The sequence below is a fragment of the Paenibacillus mangrovi genome (assembly GCF_022898935.1).
GTDB classification, from domain to species: Bacteria; Bacillota; Bacilli; order Paenibacillales; family Paenibacillaceae; genus Paenibacillus_AQ; species Paenibacillus_AQ mangrovi.
Genome location: NZ_JALIRP010000003.1, coordinates 159,364 through 179,387, shown reverse-complemented (window position 1 = coordinate 179,387; position 20,024 = coordinate 159,364). Strand labels below are relative to the sequence as shown.

Sequence of the window (20,024 nt, the reverse complement as noted above, 5' to 3'; positions counted from 1 at the left end):
ACAGTATCGAAATTCTTCAAAAGGGGAGAAAAGGGATGAAACGTCAAAAATCATCCGGGCTGCTCCAGCAGCTGGTATTTGTGGGACCGTCCACAATCTTTTTTACCATTATCATTCTCGTACCGTTTCTGCTCGGCCTTTATTATTCCTTTACCGACTGGAATGGGGTATCCGGTCAAGTAACTTGGGTCGGCATCGATAATTACAAACAAATATTAACGAAAGATCCCGACTTTGGGAAGGCTTTCTGGTTTACAGTAAGATTTACGGTGGTAGGCATTATTGTAACCAATCTGCTCGGATTTTTCCTCGCTTATTTCCTGACCAAGCCGCTGAAATCTCGGAATATACTGCGTACGGTCTTTTTTATGCCCAATGTGATCGGTGGCCTATTGCTCGGTTTCATCTGGCAGTTTATCTTCATCAAAGGCTTCTCGGCGCTGGGCGATGCTACCGGCTGGAGCTTCTTCAATCTGCCATGGCTGGGCGATGCAACGACCGGATTCTGGGGCATCATCATCGTATTCGTATGGCAAACAGCAGGGTATCTGATGGTCATTTATATTTCTTCAATCAACAACATTCCAAAGGATATCATCGAGGCAGCCGAAATTGACGGGGCAAGCAAAATGCAAATTTTGAAATCGGTCATTGTGCCGCTGGTTATGCCTGCTGTAACCGTGTGTCTGTTCCTGGCGATTTCCTGGTCGTTTAAAATGTTCGATTTGAACCTGTCCCTGACCAAGGGTGGACCGTTCCGCTCGACAGAATCGGTGGCGCTGAACATCTATAACGAAGCATTCCAGAACAACCGTTACGGACTAGGTACCGCTAAAGCAATCATCTTCTTCATCGTTGTTGCCATTATTACAAGTCTTCAAGTTAAATTAACGAAAAGCAAGGAGGTTGAATCCTGATGGAAGTTTCGAAAAAGTACCGCTTCGGCACGCTAGCGACCGAGATTATTATGGTGCTGCTGGCGCTGGTCTTCCTGATTCCGTTCTACTTCCTGTTCGTGAACTCCGTTAAAACCTTCGGCGATTTGCTGACGAATGCGGCCAGCTGGCCCAAGAGCTTCGAGTGGCATAACTATGCGAGAGCATGGGATATCACGAACTTCCCAAAAGCTTTCACGAATTCGCTGATCGTTACGGTCTTCAGCAACATGCTGCTCGCCATGATCAGCGCGATGGCAGCGTACCGCATGGTCCGTCACAATAGCCGCTTTAACCGGTTCCTGTTCGCGATCTTTGTGGCTGCGATGGTTATTCCTTTCCAGTCCGTCATGATTCCGCTCGTGAAAGTGATGAGCACACTGAACCTGATGAACAGCATTCCAGGACTCATCGTCGCATATCTGGGTTTTGGCGTTCCGCTCAGCGTTTTCCTGTTCCATGGTTTCGTGAAGAGCATTCCGCTTGAGATTGAAGAGGCAGCGCGCGTTGATGGTACAAGCATTTACGGTACGTTTTTCCGCATCGTATTGCCGCTGATGAAACCGATGTTCGTGACCGTTATTATTCTGAACACACTCTGGATCTGGAATGACTATCTGCTGCCGTCCCTGGTGCTGCAAAGCGCGGACCTTCGTACGATTCCGATTGCGACCTTTGCGTTCTTCGGGCAGTTCACGAAGCAGTGGGATCTGGCGCTACCAGCGTTGGTGCTGGGCATTCTGCCGGTCATCATCTTCTTCCTGGCGATGCAGAAATATATCGTTGAAGGCATTACGCAGGGCGCTGTAAAAGGCTGATTTTCGATAAAAAGAGGGCTGTTAACGACAGATTAAGGACAGGTCAATCTCGTCCCCCTCTTTTGTCAATATCGTAAGTGCTCATCACAGAGGCCCGTCTTTATAATGAAAGAGTAAGCGATTGCAGAAAAATTAAAATAAAGATCATGGCCTTAATCCTTTATGATGTGAAGGACAAGAAAAGGGAGGACTCATTCATGAAAAAACGCACTAAAATCACGCTCGCTTCCATGCTCGCACTTTCTGTCGTGCTGGCAGGCTGCGGATCCAAAACAGACAAAAATGCCGAAAGCGCAAACGGAGACCAAGGCGGTACCAGAACGATTCATATTTTTCAGTTTAAAGTAGAAATCGCCGAAGCCCTTAATAAATTGAAAGCCGATTATGAAGCAAGTCATCCAGGCATCAAGCTCGATATCCAAACGGTTGGCGGTGGCTCCGACTACGGCGCAGCGCTGAAAGCGAAATTCGCATCCGGCGAGGAACCAGACATTTTCAACGTTGGCGGCTATACGGACTTGAATACTTGGTCGGATAAGCTCGAAGATCTGTCCAATGAAAAATGGGTCAGCGATATGGTTGACGTATCCAAGGATCAAATCACGAAAGATGGTAAAATCTATGGTATGCCTATGAACCTTGAAGGGTACGGATTCGTATACAACAAGGATCTGTTCAAAAAGGCTGGCATTACGGAAACGCCTAAAACGCTGACCGAGCTGGAAGCAGCCGCTAAAAAGCTGCAGGCCGCAGGCATCACGCCATTCGTCAACGGCTATCAGGAAGGCTGGATTCTCGGACAACATACACTGAACGTTCCGTTCGCCCATCAAGAAGATCCGACGGCTTACATCGATGGTCTGAACAAAGGAACCGCCAAATTCGCAGGCAACAAGCAAATGGATGAATTCATGAATCTGTTCGACCTGACGCTGAAATACGGCAGCAAAAACCCGCTGACAACCGACTACAATACTGAAATGACGATGTTCGCGAATGGTCAAGCGGCGATGACACAGCAAGGTAACTGGACCCAGGTTCAAATCGACAGCATTACGCCAAACATGAACATTGGCATCCTGCCTATGCCGATCAACGACAATGCGGAAGAAAACGACAAGCTGCTTGTTGGCGTGCCAAACAACTGGGTTGTTAACAAGAACTCCAAAGTGAAAGACGACGCGAAGGAATTCTTGAACTGGCTCGTAACTTCCGACCAAGGTAAAAACTATATCACCAAAGAGTTCAAATTCATCCCTGCATTCAAGAGCATCAACGCTACGCAGCAGGATCTGGGTCCACTCGGCGCTGAAGTGCTGAAATACAGCAAAGAGAACAAGGTTCTGAGCTGGCAGTTTGCCAGATTCCCTGAAGGCGCATGGAATGAATTCGGCTCCAGCATGCAAAGCTACATCGCAGGTAAATCCGATAAAGACCAGCTCTTTGCAGACTTCCAAAAAACATGGGATAACCTGAAGAAATAATAGAGCAACCTGCAGGTATATATAATCTAAAAAAAAGAGGCATCCTTTTGACTTCAAAAGGGGCCTCTTTCCATCATGAAGGGGGAACTGACAACATGGAAGGAAGCGAAGCGATCCGTCCCGATAAGCATGGAGCGGCAGTACCGGAGACCTGGAAGAGCATAGGCTCCTTTACGGAAATAGAGCAGCGCGGCGATGTATTTATCTGTCGTGCGGAACGGGGAGGAGCGGCAGCTTTATTCGCTGCTCCTGGTGTTTTTCGCATCAAATTTTTTGTGGGCGGGGAAGCGGATTTGGCTTCGACGATCGCCATCGATCCGGCGTTCCGGCAGAAGACAGAGAGCGGGATACAGCTTGAGGAGACTGTGGATCGTCTGGTATTCCGATCTTCCATACTGGAAGTTGAGATTGAGAAAACTACGTTTATCATCACGGTCCGTGACACAGAAGGTCAAGTGATTGTACGGCAAACCGGCATTTCTTTTAGCCCGCGGGGAGGAGCGAGCGCGATCTATGATATGCCGCAGGATTCCCATTTTTACGGCCTTGGGGAGAAGTCCAGCTTCCTCGATAAGTGCGGGGAGCGTTATACGAACTGGAACACGGATGTATTCGCGCCCCATGTGCCGGAGATTGAAGCTTTATACCAGTCCATTCCGTTTCTGATTCATATGAGGGATGGCAGAAGCTGCGGCCTCTTTTTGGACAACCCCGGACGAACCGAGATGGACATGAGGTCGCATGGCATGGCTTATACGATGGGCTGCTCTACCGGTGCATATGATCTTTATATTATTGCGGGGCCCAAGCTGAAGGATGTCGTGACGCGTTACACCGCGCTGACAGGCCGGATCCAGCTGCCTCCGAAGTGGGCGCTTGGTTATCACCAATCCCGCTATAGCTACATGGATCAGCAGGAGGTGCTGGATCTCGCCCGCACGTTCCGTGAAAGGGAAATCCCTTGCGACGTCATTTACCTGGATATTCACTATATGGATGAATACCGTGTATTTACTTTCGACCCGGTGCGTTTTCCGGACCCAGGAAGCATGATGAAGCAGCTGCGGGACATGGGCATCCGGATTGTGCCGATCGTCGATCCTGGCGTCAAGAAGGATCCGAATTACCGGATCTATCGGGAAGGCGTTCAGCAGGATCATTTTTGTACCAAGCTTGAAGGAGATATTTACTTCGGGGAAGTCTGGCCCGGAACGAGCGCGTTCCCGGATTTTACCGATGACCGGACTGCCGCATGGTGGGGAGACCAGCATGCCTTTTATACCGGATATGGGATCGAGGGTATCTGGAACGATATGAATGAACCCGCCATCTTTAATGAAAGCAAAACGATGGATCTGGATGTGATCCATAGCAACAATGGCGATATGAAAACGCATGAGGAGCTGCACAACTTGTATGGGCTGCTGATGTCTAAAGCGACTTCAGAGGGGATGAAGCGGCATATGGACAACCGTCGCCCATTCGTGCCGGGCGGGTTATGCCGGCATCCAGCGGCACGCCGCCGTTTGGACGGGGGACAACCGCAGCTTCTGGGAGCATATGGCGCTCGCGATGCCGATGGTTCTGAATATGGGACTATCCGGCCTGGCCTTCTCGGGTCCAGATATCGGCGGGTTTGCCCATCATACATCAGATCAACTGCTTGTACGCTGGACACAGATGGGCGTATTCTTCCCTTATTGCCGCAATCATTCTTCCATCGATACCATCCGGCAGGAACCATGGGCTTTTGGTTCGGAGATGGAAGGAATTCTTCGGAAATATATCGGTCTTCGTTACCGCTGGATGCCGCATATGTACAATCTGTTCCAGCAGGCTTCGTCTACGGGGCTGCCAGTAATCCGTCCGCTCGTACTGGAATATCCGGAGGACCAGAAGGTGACAAATCTATGCGATCAGTTTCTGCTGGGGGATTCGGTTCTCGTGGCTCCGGTGTACCGGCCGGATACGGATCATCGTGCGGTCTATCTGCCGGTAGGTGAATGGATCGATTACTGGACGGGCGATAAGCTTAAGGGCGGACGCTATATCCTGGCTGAGTGCCCGCTTGAGACTATGCCAATATATATGAAGGCAGGGGCCATCGTTCCGGAAGGCCCGCTGCTGCATCATGCGGACGAGCAGGCTGATGAAACGGTGACCTTCCATATCTACGGAGCTGAAGCCTGTGAAGGTTCTAAGGTAGATTACAGCTTGTATGAGGATGACGGGATCAGCTTTGATTACCAGGATCAAGCGTATTCACGCTTGAATGTAAGTCTTACGGGCAAGGGGGACACACTGGAGCTGTCCTATACGTATGCACACAAACAATATGAGGCTAACCGGAATCTGCTTGTTTTCAGGCTTCACCACTTAGTTTTTAACGTTAGTGGGGTAGAAGGGCTGAATGTCTTGAACCCAGACCAGCTTCAAGAGGGAATGGAAGGCTGGCTGCTGGATGAGCAAAGCGGCGACCTGATCATTCAATCGTTTGACCGTCCTGCCGGCGCAAACTGGGTCATTACTGCTGCGGATTAAGCAAAAAAATATGATTACGGTTTTTAAATTCTGTGGTTTTCGTATAAGATGGAACTATATGTGTTATTACGGAAACGACAGGAGACAACCATGAATCAACCGCTATATGGCGTATGGCTAGGTGATGTGTTTTTTTGCTTTTCGGGAGAAATGTCCGAACCGAGAGTAGATGCGTGGAGTAAGGTCGTTAGATCGCTTGTCATGACGGATGGCTCGAAGCCTTTTGCACAGGCCGCGCTCCGGCTGGCGGAGCTTCGGTATCCATCCCCCATGTCAGGACAGCGTACAGCCCGGCGTGGGGAACGGCGGCAGCTGATGGGCAGAACCCTGGAAGGACTAGCCCTGATGCCTGCGGATGCCTTCTCGATGCTGCTCGCCTGCGATGAGTCCCGCTATACCCGGCTAGGTATTCAGCCGGGAGCGGAGATGGGATACTGGTCGAAGGCGGCGAAGTTTGCCCTCGAGCTGATGCTGCGCGGACAGATCGCTCCGGGCGCTGCGGCATTGACGGCCGCCGGTACCCGCCGACGGGCGGGAGTGCTTGCGCTAACGGGCAACTGGAAGCCGAAGCTGAAAGAGCCGCAGGATATCGAACGCTTTCAGCAGCTGGCGGCTGCCATGCCAGCAGTAGCGCTTGGCGTACCTGCACTTCTCGGCAGCGAGCCGCTGACGAAACAGGAGGCTGGAGCAGCCGTACTGCATTCATTCCTAAGCGCGATGATTCATTCGCGCGTGCAGGACATCGTACGTGCGCAAGAAGGCAAGCTGTCGCGTTTTCAGGCGGATTATCGCAGGGGAGCTTCTCCGCTCGCCGAGCTGTGGTGGAACAGCCTGCTTACGGCGAGCCGGACGATAGCCGTACAGGGGACGGCCGAAGAAATCACTGCACTGAGCGAGGAAGTTGCCGCTTTCGGGGCGACGTCGATTCCGGAGAGTCCGGAGGGTGGAGAACGTTCCCGCGAAGGCCGAATGCAGCTTGGGCTGCGTCTCGCTCCAAGCCATACGGAAGAACAGGAAAGCTGGCGCGTAAGCTTTTGGGCGGAATTTCAGGACGAATTCGGCGCCTGGCTGCCGATTGCGGCAATATGGGGATACAAAGAACGCGATATAGAGCGGCGCGGGAAAATATATACGAATGTCCAGGAGCAAATGCTGACCCTTCTTGGAGAGGCTGCGGCGTTATCGCCGGAGATTGCGGAGGCGCTATGCGTTCCCGCACCTCAAGGGATGGAGCTTACCTCGGAAGAGATGGTGGCCTTTGTTCGGAACTCTGTTCCGCGTCTGAATAAAGCCGGCATGACGGTTCAGATGCCATCCAAATGGAGCCGCAAAGGAAGGCGCCGGGTTGGTTTGTCCCTGAAGATGCAAACCGATGACAGCAAGCCAGGGCTGCCTGTGATCGGTATGGAGCAGCTCGTCTCATTTCATGTGGAAGCAGCGCTAGAAGGGCTGACCCTTTCACGTGAAGAGCTTGCTGAACTTGCTGAAGCCTCGCTGCCTTATGTCAAGTTCCGCGGGGAATGGATCGAGCTGGACCTGAAGGAAATCCGCCAGGTGCTTCGTTATTTGAAACGGCATGAAGAAGGAGAAATGGATCTTTCGGAATGGCTGCATCTATCGGCGGAAGAAGGAGAGGAACGGTTGTGGAAGGGCATTCCGATACTGGGGCTCGAAACGGCTGGGTACCTTGAGTCTTTGCTTGGCGAAGAAGGGCCGCGCAAGGTTCCGGTGCGTCCGGTTCCGGATTCGCTGCACGGCGTGCTCCGACCGTATCAGGAGCGGGGCTATCAATGGCTCTCGGCGATGAGGGACATGGGCTTTGGCGTTTGCCTGGCGGATGATATGGGTCTGGGCAAGACGATTCAGGTGATCACCTGCTTGCTGGAGCAGCATCAGAAAGACCGGAGTCCTGTTCTGATCGTCTGTCCAACCTCGCTTCTTGGTAACTGGCAGCATGAGCTGCAGCGGTTTGCACCCGATTTGAACCTGTATATACACCACGGCAACCGCCGCCTGCATGGTGAGGGCTTCTTGAAGGAGGCCGCCAAGCATGACCTTGTGCTGACCACCTATCATCTGGCGGGGCGCGATGGTGCGGATTTGGCGGCCATGGCATGGACCTCGGTCATATTGGATGAAGCTCAGTATATTAAGAATCACCGGACCAAACAGGCCCAGAGTGTCATGAAGCTGTCTGCGCCTCACCGTATTGCCATGACGGGAACGCCAGTCGAAAACCGTCTGGGTGAGCTGTGGTCGATTTTTCACTTTTTGAACCCGGGATATCTCGGCTCTGCCACCTCGTTCCGGCAGCGTTATACAACGGGCGATGCAGGTGCTGGTAAGCTGCAGGAGCTTCATAAGCTTGTGGCTCCCTTTATGCTGCGTCGACTGAAAAGCGACCCTGATATCCGCAAGGATTTGCCGGAGAAGCTGGAAATCAAATCGTATTGTGCGCTGACGCCAGTTCAGGGGGCGATGTATCAGTCCGTGGTAGAGCAGGTTATGGAGCAGATCGGGAAGGAAACCGGAATTGCTCGCAAAGGGCTGGTGCTGTCCTCGCTGACCAAGCTGAAGCAAATCTGCGATTCACCGCAGCTGCTTGGCAGGGAAGAAGCAAAGGGCTCCAAAGCGGAATCTTCCGGTAAAATGGAGCGTCTGTATGATCTTCTTGATAATATTGAAGAGATCGGAGAATCTGCGCTTATTTTCACCCAGTATGTGGCGATGGGGCATTTGATCGTATCGAGACTGGAGCAGCGCTACGGCGTGAAGCCGTCCTTTTTGCACGGAGGTGTCTCGAAAGAGGAGCGGGATCAGATGGTGGACGCTTTTCAGAAAGGAGAAGGTTCGCCGTTCTTTGTACTTTCTTTGAAAGCTGGAGGCGTCGGTCTGAACCTGACTCGCGCCAACCACGTGCTGCATTACGATCGCTGGTGGAATCCGGCGGTGGAGAATCAGGCCACGGACCGTGTTTTCCGGATTGGCCAGAGCAAGAATGTTCAGGTGCATAAGCTGATATGCCAAGGTACGCTCGAGGAGCGGATCGATGAGTTGATTGAACATAAAAAGGCGCTGTCCGAGCAGGTCGTCGGCTCCGGCGAAACCTGGCTTACCGAAATGTCTGACAATGAGCTTCGGGAGCTGATTACTCTTCAAGGAGAAGACTGGATGTAGACCAGCAGGGCAAAAAAACGACAGCAGACCGGGAGGGGTGAGGATGATCAAGAAAAAGGAACTATTCGAGCTGAGTATTGTGCCCGGCTGGATTCACGCAAAAGAGATTCAAGGTCAGAAATCAAATGCGGGAGCTGTAGGGGTAGATGTAGGCTGGAAAGTGGATATTCCCTGCCTGCAGCTTACGGAGGAAGAGCGGGAACACATCTGTGAGCGGCTTTCCGGACATCCTCTCTCGCTCTATGCTCTCCTGAAGAATGATATACCGTCTTGGCTTACGGAAGCTGTATCTGAGGAATATGCGCCGCGGCCGGATCAGGCACAGTGCAGCTGCGGCCAAGAAGGATGTGATCATGTCCAGGTGGCTATGGAGGCGGCGCTGGCGAAGCTTCGCTCCGAGCCGCTGCTTCGGCTTGCATTAGTCGGGCTGACCCGAGATAATCTGCTGAATCATGTTTTTCGGGAATGGGCAGAAGAGGTACCTTGGGCGGCAGAATCAGGAGATGGAGAGGCGCTGAGTAAGCTCGAGGAGAAGGGCAAGTCTGGACCTTCCTCAGGAGAATGGTTGGCGGAGGCTGCCGAACAGGGCAAGCTGCATGAGCCTGGAGCCTCTTACCGGGATGTGTCTGTTAACCTGCAGGCCGTGCCTGAAAATGATCTGGAAATGGATGACTGGACGGAGCTGCTGCCGAGAGTCAAAGCTGTACAGCAGGTCGTCCGGCAGATTGTTATGGATGCTTCCGGGAAGGCCAAGGAAAGCTTAGATTCAATCAAGGATTCCATATAATCGCATACAAACGTCGATGATCTTCTAAAGCCTTTGGCGGATCTCGGCGTTTTTTTTTGCCGCTTTTCCTGGAATCAAGTACAATGTAATATGACAGGAAAGGTAGAGTAAGGAGAATGGTTATGAGCAAGCAACAAATGTGGAAAAAAGGAATTTGGACATGCCTGCTGATTACCGCGCTGGTGCTTCCGACCACCGTGCTTACCGGCTGCGAGAAAACCGGCGGTTCCGGTAAAGAGCAGGGACAAGCCCTGCAGGGCGCAGGCAAAAGCGGACAGGAAACACAGGTGCCTGCGGATCCGGTGATGGTCAAACGCAGCGAGAGTTCCCTTCAGACGACGATTAAGGAAGTGGACGGCAAGGAAGTCGTTACGAATCCCGAGGCGATGACGGTAATCGTGAATAAGCAGCGCAGCCTGCCGGATGGCTATGAGCCAACGGATCTTGTCGAGCCGAACGTTCCATTTTCCTTTGACGGTCCGAACGAGAAACGCCATATGCGGAAGGAAGCGGCAGACGCGCTCGAGAATCTGTTTGCCGGAGCCGAGGAAGACGGTATCGAGCTTCGTGCCGTATCGGGATACCGTTCTTACAAGCGCCAAAAGTCCATTTACGAAAATAACGTTCGGACCAAAGGCGAAGAGTATGCTTCCCGTGTGAGCGCCGTACCGGGAACCAGCGAGCATCAGACCGGCCTGACCATCGATGTGTCCAGTCCAAGTGTGAACAACGTGCTGGAAGAAAGCCTCGGTGATTCGACCGAAGGGAAGTGGCTTGCTGAGCATGCTGCGGACTACGGCTTCGTCATCCGGTATCCGAAGGATCGTGAAGACATCACGGGTTATGTGTACGAGCCTTGGCATATCCGGTATATCGGCACCGATCTTGCGCCGGATGTCGCCAAAAGCGGCATGACGCTGGAAGAATATTTTGATGAGGCGAATATTAAGCTGTAGATGCATGAGTTGGTGTTTGAATCGAAAAAGGACGGGATAGGCATAATGCCTATCCCGTCCTTTTTGGTCTTTTAGTAATTAGTTTTCGTGGATCTTCTCTGGCTCCTCTGCAACATAATCTCCGGCCTGCGCCAATATTTCCTCGCGCAAGCGGAGCATCTGATGATCCAGCTTATCGGCAGCCTCAGCAGCTTCCTTCAGTTCCCCGACGACGTGGTTCGGAACCTTTTTGTCGTATTTATAGTAGATAATATGTTCCATGCTGGCCCAGAAATCCATCGCGAGCGTACGCATCTGGATCTCTACCTTCATCCAGCGCGTACCTTCAAAGAGGATGAGAGGGACCGCGACGATCACATGCAGACTTTGATAGCCGTTAGGCTTGGGATTTGCGATATAGTCTTTGATTTCAATCACACGGATATCATCTCGTTGTGAAAAATGATCAAGAAGCCGGTAGATGTCCTGAACAAAAGCGCAAACGATGCGCATGCCGGCAATATCATGAATATGGGTCAAAATATTGTCCAGCGTGAAATCAAAGCCCTTGCGCTCCAGCTTATTAATGATACTTTTTGGTTCCTTGATCCGGACCTTGGTATGTTCAATCGGACTGTAACCATCCTGAAGTTTCAGCTCCGTCTTGATCAGTTTAACTTTATTTTGGAGCTCCTCCAGGGCGAGCTTGTAAAGCATCGGCAGCTTTTTCCACTCGTTGAATTGATTCAGCATATTGTTCTCGATATCGAGCTTCTGCAAATCCTTTAACGTGACAGAACCTGTAACAAGCTGATGATTCGATTCTTCTTTCAATGGCCGTTCTCCTATATCTGCTTATTTTGTGGTGATGACCTATGAACGGGGCGAAGTTTCCGTTTCTCATTTTTATTGTACCTGAAAAGCAGGAGCCTAGGCAAAGTCAGATATACAAAAATTACCACGTAATTGGTTGAAGCCTTTCTTACTACAGAGGTCATTTTTTCTTACACGAAGCCGCCTGTTTGAATCACCGGCTACGGCCTGTCTTCCGTGATGGTGCATCGATAGAAGATTTTTTAATCCCGTAAGCCTCCAGCAGAAAACGTGAAGGGGCTGACGGTTTGCCGTGGTAATATGCGGGGGAGCTGATATACAATCTCTCCTTGGCCCGGGTCACCGCGACGTAAGCCAAACGGCGTTCTTCCTCAAGGGCTGCATCACAGACGTTTTGTTCCGTCTTTCCGGCGGCCGCAGCCTTCATCTCTTCCGGGGGCTTTTCTTTCAGGGCCGTACTGTGCGGGAGGATGCCTTCACTGGCTCCAATCCAGTATACATAAGGGAATTCCAATCCCTTGGCGCGATGGATCGTCATGAGCTGAACGGCATCTCCGTCACTTTCGTCTTTCAGAAGCTCCATCTGCGCGTGACGCAGAGATAGTTCATCCGCATAGGTGACAAACTGTTCTATCGTATCGAACCGCGCCGCTGCACTCTCCAGCTCTTCCAGTGAATCAAGAACCATTTCCTTATACTGGGTATAGACAAGAGGGTCACCAGCCTGAATATACTTATCGTAAAACAGGCGGCGCATTTCTTGAATCGCATAGGCAGGTTTCATCTTCTGCAGCGACTTGATCAGCTTGATGCGCTCCTTCACGGCCGTCTGCTGGAACGGCTGCAGCCTGTTCCAGCGCGTAAGATGAATCAGCGGATACTTCTTGCGGGTCTCCTTTTCCTGCGCGAGAATGAAGGCTTGCCCTTCTTCTTTAGGGACATAAAGCGGTCCAATAGCACCGGGCAGCGATTCCATTCGTCGGGGGTTCAAGCTTAGCCTCAGATGGTCCATCAAGGGCTTGATGAGCGTCTGATCGTAAAATACCGAAGAGCTGCCGTACTGTACGAACGGAATATCGCGAAGCAACAGCTGCTCCAGCACGGCACGGCTGCTACCGGCGGTCCGGTGAAGAATCGCAATATCCTTATAGGTAACGTTTCGGGCTTGAACCTGTTGGGTAATATGGTTGACTACCCATAAAGCCTCTTCCTCCGGGTGGGAGGGAAGAGCATAAAACGGCATTTGTCCGGCAGGACCGGCTGCTTTCAGTACTTTATCGCGCCGGAAACGGTTATGGCGCACAATGGCGCTGCCAAGGCCGAGAATCCGGCTGTCGCTGCGGTAATTGATATCCAGAGTGACGATCTTGCTCTCGGGATACAGCTTATCGAATTCCAGAATGGATTCCTGACGAGCTCCGTTAAAGGTGTATATGGTCTGGTCATCGTCGCCGACGACCGAGAGATTCCGGTGAGCCGCCGCTAGATATTGTACCAGCTCGTACTGAACGGTATTGGTATCCTGAAACTCGTCGACCATCAGCCAGGCGTAACGATTCTGAAGCCGTTTGAGGAACAGGCGGTCGTCCATGCGCCGCCGCAGCTGCAGCAGGATATCGTCAAAATCCCATAAATGGCGTTCCTGCTTCCAGGATTCATAGGCTTCAAGAATCCGTTTCACGGATGCTTCATCCGCTGTCTTCTCAGGCAGCTCCTCCACGCCTTGCCCCTGCATTTTCCAGGCCGACAATGCAGCCAAAAGCGTTTCGGGCTGATAGGTTTGCGACGGGTCTTGCCTGCGCAGAACCATTTTCATGATGGTATGCTGTGCGTTAAACTCCCCCATAATCTGTTCTTTGCAGCCGCTTCTGCGCAGCAGCATGAGCGCAAAGGAATGAAAGGTCCGGGCTTCGACGGAGCGTGCTGCCGCAGGATTGACGCCCGGCATCCGGCCGATTCGTTCCTTGATTTCCCGAGCGGCCTTGCTGGTGAAAGTAACGAGCAGAATGCTGGATGCCGGTACGCCGCGGACGGCGATCAGGTAAGCGGTCCGGGCCGCAAGGACGGTCGTCTTGCCGCAGCCGGCTCCAGCCAGTATCAGCATGGGGCCTTCCCCATGACGGACCGCCTTAATCTGTGGAGCATTCAGCAATATGCCGTGGCGCTCCAGCTCCCGGAAGAAGAAGGCGTCCTTGGCGTGGTCTTTCACGAGGTCCCGGCTGGTGAGGGCCGGGGCGTTACTTGCCTTCGGGGGCTTGGCGGAAGCCGGCACATGGGCGGGTACGCTTGTAAGCGTCGGCTGAGTATTCACCATGGCTGCATCCTCCTTTAATAAGTCTAAAAAGTGATGTAAGGGATTGCTTTTTTCACAAGTGCCCTATAAATTTGGTATGATATAACCAGCCCAACACATGCAGTCCATTATACCAAGAGAAGGCGGCAATCGAGAAGGCTGCGGCGAAAGTTTGGGCAGATTTCACAGCGAAGGCGGGGGCATGGTATCCTTGTAACATAGGATTGGCCTCTACTAAACAATGAAAAAACAAAAATAATATGAGTCGATTATTGATTCTTACATGGGATGAATAAGGGAAACTGGAGGAGAAAATCAATGAATATCTTGCAACGAATCAAAGACGGGGCGAGCCGTGCAACGGAGAAAGCTCAAGGCGCCGTTGAAGTCAACAAGCTGAGTGGACAGATTGCCGAGGTAGAGAAGGAAATGGAGCTTCATTTCATAGAGATGGGCCGAGCATTCTATGATGGTTACCGGTCGGAAGATTTAACCGAAGCCGAGCGTGAAATGATGAAGCATTCCAAAGAGTGCGATGTTCTCCAAAAAGAGATTGAAGATCTTCGCCGCCGCATCGCGGAACTGAAAAACGAGAAGCTCTGCCAATGCGGACGTACAGTCGAGCTGGGCGCCAACTTCTGCCCTGCCTGCGGCAGAAATTTGAATGAAGAAGAGCCGCCTAAGAAACGCGCCGAATCCCGTACGGCATCTTCGGCAGCCATGTTCGAAGACGAGGATTACGGGGAGACCAAAATCTATAAAGAACCCGTTCTTAAAGACGAAGATTATGAAGATTTCAACGATGTACGCCTGTACGATCGGGAAGAAGCCGGAGCCTCCATGGAACGGAAATTCGAATATGACTACTCTTCGAATTTGGATTGGGAAGATCCGAAGGAAGAAGAGGACTTCCCCGATGAACGTGAGCGCAGGCAAGCCGAAGAGCTGGAGCGTGAACGTGAGCGCCAGCTGGAGCTGGATCGCCGTATCCGTTACTGGAAGGAAAACAATGATGGAGCATCTGAGAAATCGCCTGCAGAGTCTCAGCGTGAATCGGTGAAATGTCAAATTTGCCGGGCTGACCTGCCTAAGGGCTCCAAATGGTGCCCGCGCTGTGGAGCGGAACAAATTTAATTCATGACAGCAATCATCAATCATATGAAGTAACCATGGTTTCTGCACTTATGCATACGGGAATGGTATAAAATCCTGACACAAGAGCAAGACAAGGGTTTTTCGCAGCTTGGGAGGACAAAATGATGGAACAACTGCTGCAGCATCTGCGGAACTTGGGTTTCACCGAGATGGAAGCAAAAATTATGGTAGAACTGGCCGGCAAGGGTCCATCCTCTGGCTATGAAGTCGCGAAAGGGCTGGGGGTGTCACGGTCTAACGTGTACGCTGCCCTCCAGCGCCTGTCACAGCATGGATTTTTGCGGCGCAGTGCCGGGGAACCTGTTCGTTACAGCATGCTGAAGCCTGAGGAATTGACACAGATGATATCGGGCCAGGTGAAGGAGTCTCTGTCTTTTATTGAAACGAGAATGCCTTGCATCGAGCCGGATCAGCAGCCTTTTTACAGTGTTGAAGGTGACCGCAACGTCATGGAGACGCTGACACGTGAGCTGGAACGCGCCGAGCATGAGATTGTAGTTGATGTGTGGCGCGAAGAAGCATCGCTTTTAAGGGATTGTCTCGAGGAAGCCGAGAAACGCGGCGTTAAGCTCCTCTGGTCGTGTATGGGAGATGATACAGGGCTAAGCCGTCTGGTTCCTTGGGCTTCGCTTGGACAGGAGATGGAAGGCGCAAGACCGGGCCGGAGGTTCTCGTTTGTTGTGGACCGGCGCTGGTGTATGCTTGGCATGCGGGGCGAGGACAGCACGGCGCAGGGACTTGTCACCGAGCATCCAATGATGGTGGAGCTTTTGCTGCATCATTTTACGCAGGAGATGGTACTGTTCGAGCTTGAGCAGGATATCGGGGAAGAATTGACCGAACGATATGGACACCGATATGAGCAGATTTACCGCAAATATGTCGGACTTGAGGGCGTGCAGATAACGGAAGAACAAAAGGAGCTTACACAGCAAAAGGACGCCTAGGCGCCCTTTTGCTGTACATTGGTTACAGATTCTTCAGTTCTTTGAACACATGGAGATAATCCTCACGTTTATGAGGTACGAATTGCTGTAAGCTTAAGGTAGTATCAAATATTTTCGGCATCTGTATGTTTTCCTGCACGGAATGAATTCCTGAAGCCGAAATAACGGATTTGGATCCTTCGAATAGCGCTATTGCATCCTCCAGATCTGTTTCGTACAGTCCGGCGACTTCTTCCTGCTGGAGCCGGTATGCGGTAAGTGGAAGGTTCAGAAGGTAACAGAAAACAAAGCATTTTTCGCGGTCAATAAAAGGTTTGCCGCCGGCCGTGCCGGTTGCGTAATAATCGATGGTGCCAAGGGATGTCAGCTGATCCATACGGACAGGAATACCGAGCTCTTCTTCCACCTCGCGGACAGCGTCCGTAGCGGTTTCCCCGGCGGACAGATGCCCTGCGGCTGTAATATCAAAGAGACCAGGGAAAGTATCCTTGCTGTCCTGCCGCTTCTGGAACAGAATTTTACGTCCTTTGGGTGTGTCTCTGGCAATCCAGCAGTGGAAGGAGTGGTGGAGATAACCTTTGGCATGCACCTCTTCCCGCGGGAGAGTACCTATTTTCCGATCGTTCTCATCATAAATATCAAACAATTCCTGGCTCATGGCTGCCAAAACACCTCCGGGTGATTGAAATCATGATTATTATCTCGTAGGCCAGGGCTAAATGGCAAGCTGTAGCCGCTTCAGGCATCTCGTTAAAACGAAACTAATTTACTTAACGAAATCACTTAGGAAAGAGAGAGGATCAGCATGGAATGCATCGTTCATTTTGAAGTGAAATACAGGCAGGAGATCAAACGTCTGCGCGGGCTGCTGTTCATTGAAAAAGGGAAGGTACCAGACAGTGGGCAGCTAGTGGAAATGTTTAAGGATATGAATTATCAGGTGGCATTAACCGATCCGGATAAAATGCTGTTTACACCTGTGGGACCGGGTGCGGACTATGAATATATCCGTGTGACGGAACTGGATACCGGGGAAGCCAAGTACACAGAGGACCATGATTTGAAAAAGGTTATCGGCAGCTTAATGCCTCAAAGGCCGCCAGGCTTGTAGCCGCGGGTTCTCCCGCGGCCCTTCCTAGCCCCTGGGTAAAACTGCCTAGCCTCGCTCTGTCTCCACTTCCAAAACAGAAGTACAGTGGGCGCAGCGCGTGGCTGCGGCGGGAATTTCCGACAAGCAGTAAGGGCATTCTTTGATGGTTTTCTCTGGCGCGGGTTTTTCTTCTTCATTTCTTTTCAACCAATTGATGCCCTTCACAAGCATGAAAATACAAAACGCCACGATCAGAAAATCGAGAACGGTATTGATAAACTGACCGATGGCAATGACCGGCGCACTGACTTGCTGGGCTTCAGCCAGCGTGTTGATCGGACTGCCGTTAGGCAGGGTCAGATCAGGTTTGAGCGGAATGATGAGATCTTTAAAATTGACGCCCCCCAGCAATAACCCGATCGGCGGCATAATAATATCGTTAACGATGGAAGTCACGATTTTGCCGAAGGCTCCGCCAATAATGACACCGACCGCCAGGTCAACGACGTTGCCGCGGATGGCAAACTCCTTGAATTCACGAATAAAGCCTTTCAATAGGTACCCCTCCTAATTTCTTTCTATGATTCTATTAATAAGAATAGTATGTGACAATGCCATTAAAGTATAAACGAGATTGGAGCTGAAATCAGCATTTTTCGAATGATTTTGGCAGCTTTTTTGGTGGGCTCCATCAAAAACCTCTTTCTTTTTATCCCGGTTTTGCGGTATACTTCATGCATTGTCTATTCGATTTGATAACTTTTATATGTCTTCTCGTATATGTGCAGGAATTGGCCTGCATGTCTCTACCCGATCACCGGAAATGATCGGACTACGGGAATAACGAATTGTCGGGCCTTGATCCCGACGTCTTTGTAGTTGTTTCCGTGAGTCCGCTCTGTAACCGAGTGCTGCCAGCAAGGCAGTGTTTGGAAGAGGCGGGCTTTTTTTCGTGTTATGAAGGATGTTACAGCAGGCGAGATTCTAAGGAGGAAAAGTAATGCAGCTGCTAAAAGAAAAAGTATTGAATGAAGGAATTGTGCTTAGCAATCAGGTACTGAAGGTCGACTCATTTTTGAACCATCAAATGGATCCTGTGCTCATGAAAGAAGTGGGGAAGGAATTCAAGCGTTTGTTCGCAGACCAGTCGATCGACCGCGTACTTACGATAGAATCATCAGGCATTGCACCCGGCATTATGACTGCTCTGGAGCTTGAAGTTCCGCTGATTTTTGCTCGCAAGCAGAAATCGCTGACGCTGCGTGAAGATATTTTTGTAGAGAAGGTATACTCTTTCACAAAGCAGGAAACGAACGAAATTACGGTTTCCCGCAAGTTTATCCAGCCTGGGGAACGGGTATTGATTGTCGATGATTTTTTGGCGAACGGCGAAGCGGCTTTTGGACTTGCCCGCATTGTAGAGCAGGCTGGAGCGGAAGTTGCAGGAATCGGCATCGTAATCGAAAAGGCGTTTCAGCCCGGAGGACGTTTGCTCAAGGAAGCAGGCTATCGTGTAGAGTCACTGGTCAGAGTCGCAGCCCTCGATAACGGTATGGTCACTTTTGCGGAATAAATGGGATATCAAGCGAGCTAGAACATCAGTTGAGATATACCAATTTTCTGGGAGGAATGATTTCCGTATGGAACGGTCTAATCAAGGGAAACGCAGTGCTTTTATGAAAAACAGAAATCCTTTCAAAACCTTATCGCTTGGCATCCAGCATGTGCTGGCTATGTACGCTGGCGCGGTGATCGTGCCGCTGATTGTAGGGGGAGCGCTTCAATTTTCGTCGGAGCAGCTGACCTATCTCATTTCCATTGATTTAATGGCCTGCGGTCTCGCAACACTGCTTCAAGTATGGGGCAACCGCTTCTTCGGCACCGGGCTTCCGGTCATGCTCGGATGTGCGTTCCAGGCCGTGTCGCCGATGATTGCCATTGGTATGAAGGACGGGGTCTCCGCCATTTACGGAGCGATTATCGCTTCAGGGATATTCGTCATTCTGTTCTCGGGGCTGTTTGGCAAATTAATTGCCCTATTCCCGCCGGTAGTTACCGGATCTGTCGTGACGGTCATCGGGGTTACGCTGATTCCGGTCGCTCTAAATGATCTTGGCGGCGGCGAGGGGGCAAAGGCAGCAGGTGAATTCGGCAGTTTGCTGAATCTCGGACTTGGTTTTGGGGTACTGCTGTTTATTATTCTCATGAACCGTTTCGCAAAAGGATTTATCCGGTCCATCTCCGTTCTGATCGGCCTGGTTATCGGTACGCTGGTCGCGGCTGCAGCCGGACATGTAGACCTAACGCCTCTGAAGGAGGCGAGCTGGTTCCATGCGGTCAAACCGTTTTATTTCGGAACGCCTACGTTCCACGTTTCTTCGATTCTCACTATGATTCTCGTGGCGATCGTCAGTATTGCGGAATCGACAGGCGTCTTTATGGCGCTTGGCAAAATCGTCGACAAGGACGTCACTTCCAAGGATCTTGCCCGGGGTTACCGTGCTGAGGGACTGGCCATTGTACTCGGCGGATTGTTCAACTCTTTCCCGTATACTACGTATTCGCAAAATGTGGGTCTAGTGCAAATGAGTCGCGTAAAAACGAGAGACGTTGTTTTCGTGGCGGGGGGAATCCTGATTGTCATCGGCTTCGTACCGAAGATCGCTGCGCTGACCCAGCTTGTTCCAACTTCGGTGCTAGGGGGCGCGATGGTAGCCTTGTTCGGTATGGTTGTAGCATCCGGCATTCGGATGCTTGGCGGCCAGGTGGATCTCAACAAGTTTGAAAATCTGTTTATTATTGCTTGTTCCGTTGGCATGGGACTTGGCGTGAGCGTGAACCCGGATCTTTTCCTGAAACTGCCGTCATGGGCCCGCATTCTCGTGGACAACGGCATTGTGGCCGGCAGCGTCACCGCTATTGTGCTCAACCTGCTGTTCAACGGACTTAAAGGAGGAAAACTCCCGAACTCAGAAGACTCAACTATAAAAGAAGGACAAGCCGCGTAAGCGAGCTTGCCCTTCTTTTT

General features: G+C 51.3%; 16 protein-coding genes, 1 pseudogene and 1 riboswitch. Of the genes and pseudogenes, 13 read left to right on the top strand and 4 right to left on the bottom strand.

The window, feature by feature from the left end:
- Nucleotides 1-35: 35 nt before the first annotated feature.
- The 8 genes and pseudogenes from MUG84_RS09010 (at nucleotide 36) to MUG84_RS08980 (ending at nucleotide 10,698) form a co-directional block, all read left to right on the top strand.
- Nucleotides 36-917, top strand: coding sequence for a carbohydrate ABC transporter permease (locus MUG84_RS09010; RefSeq protein WP_244723993.1), 882 nt, complete (start codon nucleotides 36-38; stop codon nucleotides 915-917).
- On the top strand, nucleotides 917-1,753 hold the full coding sequence (locus MUG84_RS09005) for a carbohydrate ABC transporter permease (RefSeq protein ID WP_244723990.1): 837 nt from the start codon (nucleotides 917-919) through the stop codon (nucleotides 1,751-1,753). The genes MUG84_RS09010 and MUG84_RS09005 overlap by 1 nt, the downstream gene beginning before the upstream one ends.
- Before the next feature lie 197 nt (nucleotides 1,754-1,950).
- The gene (locus tag MUG84_RS09000) at nucleotides 1,951-3,237 is read left to right on the top strand and encodes an ABC transporter substrate-binding protein (RefSeq protein WP_244723987.1); all 1,287 of its coding nucleotides are present in this window, start codon (nucleotides 1,951-1,953) and stop codon (nucleotides 3,235-3,237) included.
- 95 nt (nucleotides 3,238-3,332) lie between these two features.
- Nucleotides 3,333-5,004 (top strand): annotated as a pseudogene (locus tag MUG84_RS08995) (TIM-barrel domain-containing protein); the annotation flags it as partial.
- 132 nt (nucleotides 5,005-5,136) lie between these two features.
- On the top strand, nucleotides 5,137-5,778 hold the full coding sequence (locus MUG84_RS27460) for a DUF5110 domain-containing protein (protein ID WP_342346107.1): 642 nt from the start codon (nucleotides 5,137-5,139) through the stop codon (nucleotides 5,776-5,778).
- A 90-nt stretch (nucleotides 5,779-5,868) separates the two neighbouring features.
- Nucleotides 5,869-8,955 carry a DEAD/DEAH box helicase gene (locus MUG84_RS08990; protein ID WP_244723980.1) on the top strand — a complete coding sequence of 1,029 codons (3,087 nt, stop codon included), beginning with the start codon at nucleotides 5,869-5,871 and terminating at the stop codon, nucleotides 8,953-8,955.
- Nucleotides 8,956-8,998: 43 nt separating this feature from the next.
- Nucleotides 8,999-9,742 carry a hypothetical protein gene (locus tag MUG84_RS08985; RefSeq protein WP_244723977.1) on the top strand — a complete coding sequence of 248 codons (744 nt, stop codon included), beginning with the start codon at nucleotides 8,999-9,001 and terminating at the stop codon, nucleotides 9,740-9,742.
- Between the two features lie 116 nt (nucleotides 9,743-9,858).
- Nucleotides 9,859-10,698: a M15 family metallopeptidase gene (locus MUG84_RS08980; protein ID WP_425313183.1), complete on the top strand. Its 840-nt coding sequence runs from the start codon at nucleotides 9,859-9,861 to the stop codon at nucleotides 10,696-10,698.
- Between the two features lie 78 nt (nucleotides 10,699-10,776).
- Here MUG84_RS08980 and MUG84_RS08975 read toward each other — a convergent pair whose 3' ends face one another.
- Nucleotides 10,777-11,430 carry a GTP pyrophosphokinase gene (locus MUG84_RS08975; RefSeq protein WP_244724920.1) on the bottom strand — a complete coding sequence of 218 codons (654 nt, stop codon included), beginning with the start codon at nucleotides 11,428-11,430 and terminating at the stop codon, nucleotides 10,777-10,779.
- A 274-nt stretch (nucleotides 11,431-11,704) separates the two neighbouring features.
- Nucleotides 11,705-13,822, bottom strand: coding sequence for an ATP-dependent helicase (locus MUG84_RS08970; protein ID WP_425313191.1), 2,118 nt, complete (start codon nucleotides 13,820-13,822; stop codon nucleotides 11,705-11,707).
- A gap of 300 nt (nucleotides 13,823-14,122) precedes the next feature.
- Here MUG84_RS08970 and MUG84_RS08965 point away from each other — a divergent pair, with 300 nt between their 5' ends.
- Together MUG84_RS08965 and MUG84_RS08960 are read left to right on the top strand one after the other, a co-directional pair.
- Nucleotides 14,123-14,938, top strand: coding sequence for a zinc ribbon domain-containing protein (locus MUG84_RS08965; protein ID WP_244723969.1), 816 nt, complete (start codon nucleotides 14,123-14,125; stop codon nucleotides 14,936-14,938).
- 125 nt (nucleotides 14,939-15,063) lie between these two features.
- On the top strand, nucleotides 15,064-15,906 hold the full coding sequence (locus tag MUG84_RS08960; RefSeq protein WP_244724918.1) for a TrmB family transcriptional regulator: 843 nt from the start codon (nucleotides 15,064-15,066) through the stop codon (nucleotides 15,904-15,906).
- A 22-nt stretch (nucleotides 15,907-15,928) separates the two neighbouring features.
- On the opposite strand, the gene MUG84_RS08955 is transcribed toward MUG84_RS08960, so the two are convergent.
- Entirely contained in the window at nucleotides 15,929-16,564 is a 636-nt protein-coding gene (locus MUG84_RS08955; RefSeq protein ID WP_244723967.1) for an NUDIX hydrolase, read from the bottom strand.
- Nucleotides 16,565-16,711: 147 nt separating this feature from the next.
- On the opposite strand from MUG84_RS08955, the gene MUG84_RS08950 reads away from it, so the two are divergent.
- Nucleotides 16,712-17,017 (top strand): hypothetical protein, encoded by a 306-nt coding sequence (locus tag MUG84_RS08950; protein WP_244723964.1) that lies wholly within the window; start codon nucleotides 16,712-16,714, stop codon nucleotides 17,015-17,017.
- A gap of 45 nt (nucleotides 17,018-17,062) precedes the next feature.
- Here MUG84_RS08950 and mscL read toward each other — a convergent pair whose 3' ends face one another.
- Nucleotides 17,063-17,551, bottom strand: a complete 489-nt coding sequence (gene mscL, locus MUG84_RS08945) for a large-conductance mechanosensitive channel protein MscL (RefSeq protein ID WP_244723949.1) — start codon at nucleotides 17,549-17,551, stop codon at nucleotides 17,063-17,065.
- 199 nt (nucleotides 17,552-17,750) lie between these two features.
- A riboswitch (purine riboswitch) is annotated at nucleotides 17,751-17,851 on the top strand.
- 145 nt (nucleotides 17,852-17,996) lie between these two features.
- On the opposite strand from mscL, the gene MUG84_RS08940 reads away from it, so the two are divergent.
- Both MUG84_RS08940 and MUG84_RS08935 read left to right on the top strand, forming a co-directional pair.
- Nucleotides 17,997-18,569, top strand: coding sequence for a xanthine phosphoribosyltransferase (locus tag MUG84_RS08940; protein WP_244723946.1), 573 nt, complete (start codon nucleotides 17,997-17,999; stop codon nucleotides 18,567-18,569).
- Nucleotides 18,570-18,636: 67 nt separating this feature from the next.
- The gene (locus MUG84_RS08935) at nucleotides 18,637-20,004 is read left to right on the top strand and encodes a nucleobase:cation symporter-2 family protein (protein WP_280521250.1); all 1,368 of its coding nucleotides are present in this window, start codon (nucleotides 18,637-18,639) and stop codon (nucleotides 20,002-20,004) included.
- Nucleotides 20,005-20,024 lie beyond the last annotated feature (20 nt).

Coding starts and splice junctions, on each gene's coding strand:
- MUG84_RS08965 (WP_244723969.1), top strand. CDS start 14,123: ATGAATATCTTGCAACGAATCAAAGACGGGGCGAGCCGTGCAACGGAG.
- MUG84_RS08955 (WP_244723967.1), bottom strand. CDS start 16,564: ATGAGCCAGGAATTGTTTGATATTTATGATGAGAACGATCGGAAAATA.
- MUG84_RS08940 (WP_244723946.1), top strand. CDS start 17,997: ATGCAGCTGCTAAAAGAAAAAGTATTGAATGAAGGAATTGTGCTTAGC.
- MUG84_RS09005 (WP_244723990.1), top strand. CDS start 917: ATGGAAGTTTCGAAAAAGTACCGCTTCGGCACGCTAGCGACCGAGATT.
- MUG84_RS08990 (WP_244723980.1), top strand. CDS start 5,869: ATGAATCAACCGCTATATGGCGTATGGCTAGGTGATGTGTTTTTTTGC.
- MUG84_RS08975 (WP_244724920.1), bottom strand. CDS start 11,430: ATGCTGAATCAATTCAACGAGTGGAAAAAGCTGCCGATGCTTTACAAG.
- MUG84_RS08980 (WP_425313183.1), top strand. CDS start 9,859: ATGGTTATGAGCAAGCAACAAATGTGGAAAAAAGGAATTTGGACATGC.
- MUG84_RS09000 (WP_244723987.1), top strand. CDS start 1,951: ATGAAAAAACGCACTAAAATCACGCTCGCTTCCATGCTCGCACTTTCT.
- MUG84_RS08950 (WP_244723964.1), top strand. CDS start 16,712: ATGGAATGCATCGTTCATTTTGAAGTGAAATACAGGCAGGAGATCAAA.
- MUG84_RS08960 (WP_244724918.1), top strand. CDS start 15,064: ATGGAACAACTGCTGCAGCATCTGCGGAACTTGGGTTTCACCGAGATG.
- MUG84_RS09010 (WP_244723993.1), top strand. CDS start 36: ATGAAACGTCAAAAATCATCCGGGCTGCTCCAGCAGCTGGTATTTGTG.
- MUG84_RS08935 (WP_280521250.1), top strand. CDS start 18,637: ATGGAACGGTCTAATCAAGGGAAACGCAGTGCTTTTATGAAAAACAGA.
- MUG84_RS08985 (WP_244723977.1), top strand. CDS start 8,999: ATGATCAAGAAAAAGGAACTATTCGAGCTGAGTATTGTGCCCGGCTGG.